At 61.5% G+C, this 1556-nt stretch carries 3 protein-coding genes; 1 reads left to right on the top strand and 2 read right to left on the bottom strand.

All coding sequences use genetic code 11. The annotated features are described in order from the left end of the window. Positions 1 to 210: 210 nt before the first annotated feature. Together HMPREF1494_RS10270 and HMPREF1494_RS10265 are read right to left on the bottom strand one after the other, a co-directional pair. Entirely contained in the window at positions 211 to 444 is a 234-nt protein-coding gene (locus HMPREF1494_RS10270; RefSeq protein WP_034522725.1) for a hypothetical protein, read from the bottom strand. Further along, on the bottom strand, positions 444 to 1034 hold the full coding sequence (locus HMPREF1494_RS10265; protein WP_051404763.1) for a ParA family protein: 591 nt from the start codon (positions 1032 to 1034) through the stop codon (positions 444 to 446). The genes HMPREF1494_RS10270 and HMPREF1494_RS10265 overlap by 1 nt, the downstream gene beginning before the upstream one ends. A gap of 240 nt (positions 1035 to 1274) precedes the next feature. Between HMPREF1494_RS10265 and HMPREF1494_RS10260 the strand changes: the two genes are divergently transcribed. Then, positions 1275 to 1484, top strand: a complete 210-nt coding sequence (locus HMPREF1494_RS10260) for a hypothetical protein (protein WP_081724152.1) — start codon at positions 1275 to 1277, stop codon at positions 1482 to 1484. The last annotated feature ends 72 nt before the right edge of the window (positions 1485 to 1556 follow it).

Genomic DNA, 1556 nt, shown 5'->3' with positions numbered 1-1556 from the left:
TGACGGTCATGGCCAGCCGCGGCCGCGGCCAGTCGTGGAACACCATCGGGCGTGCGCTCGGCGTCACCGCCGAGGCCGCTCGACGCCGTTACGGCGTGCGGACCGCCACGCGCGCCTGACCCGCGCACATGGGAATTCGTAATATATAAGCCTTATATGACAGTTATATAAAGTTTATATAAGTTTTATGTGAGTCCTATATGGATTCGGTCAGTCATCCTGCTTGAGCCTCAGGCGTATGCCGTCCACGATGAGGCGAGCACTGCTGGTGCTGAGCCGTTCGGCCCGCTCCCTGAGCTCCTGCCTGAGGTCGACGGGGACCATGAAGCTCATCATGACCTTCCTTCCACCCATGCCGTCACCCTTGCCCTTGGTGTCCTGCATGTCCATGAGCCTGCCGGTGGGCCTGTCCGGCCTCTTCGTCTTGATCGGTTTGATTGCCATCAGTCGGTCGCCTCCTTGAGTTCCCTGTAGACGTCCTCGTACCCGTACATGCTGCTACCGAACGGCTGACCGTACACGTTACCTAGGTCGGCGCGTTTGGGGATGACGGTGTCGAACAGGCTAGTGTCCTTCTCTCTGAAGTACTCTTGCGCGCTCTTGAGAGCGATGGTGTGGGGTTCGGCCCTCACGATCAGCACGGCGTACGGCTTGCCGGACTCCTCTAGGTTGTCGGAGACGGCCGAGGTCTGCTGGAGGTCGATACTGTTGGGGCTGGTGGGCACGATCACAAAGTCGGCCACGTCCTTGGCCTCGTCGGTGACCTTACCGGTCGGCGGGGTATCGATGACGACGAATCGGCCGTCATCGTGCCCCAGCCGGCGCAGGGTCGCGATGTTGGCGCTCTCCACGGGGAACGGCAGCGGCCTACCGTCCTGCTCGGCGTTCCACGCCCACAGGCTCGCGCTGGACTGCTCGTCCGCGTCGAGCACCACCGTATCGAGGCCGGCCCTCGCCGCGAGGGTGGCGAGGGCGATGGCCGTGGTGGTCTTGCCGACGCCGCCCTTGATGTTCACGACGGCCACGATCATCATTACACCTCTATAACTTCTATATATGACTTATATAGATTATCATGAATCCCTATATAAATCTTGTTTAATTTCCTCTTCATGGAGCGATCCGCCGGACTTGCTTGCGATAGGGCTCGACGGGCGCGGCAGGAACGTCGAGATGCTGTACAAGGCCGTGCGCGGGACCGTGGTGATCTACCACGCGTTCACGCCGCCGACCAAGAAGTTCAGGCGCGAGATCGAACAGCTGAGAAGGCAACGATGAACGGTTTCAGTAACCGCGACAGGGAGCTGCTGGCCCTGGTCGGCCTGAGTGAAGAGCGGGTGCTGGCGGACGAGCGCATGGCCGAATCCGAGACCGAACCGGACGACCTGAGCGGCCGGGTGCACTACGGGCTGCACCTCGCCCGGCCGAACGAGCAGATGGTCAACGTGAGCATCAGGGTGCCCAGGTCCACGCTGGACGGTTGACCGCCACGGCCAAGAGGTACCACATCAGCTGCAGCGAGTACATGCGCCGCAAGCTCGCCTCGCCCTCGCTTT

Origin of the sequence: Bifidobacterium sp. MSTE12, from assembly GCF_000513015.1 — a bacterium.
Lineage (GTDB): Bacteria > Actinomycetota > Actinomycetes > Actinomycetales > Bifidobacteriaceae > Bifidobacterium > Bifidobacterium dentium.
The sequence above is the reverse complement of the archived record's forward strand: the minus strand, read 5'-3'. Positions and strand labels throughout refer to the sequence as shown.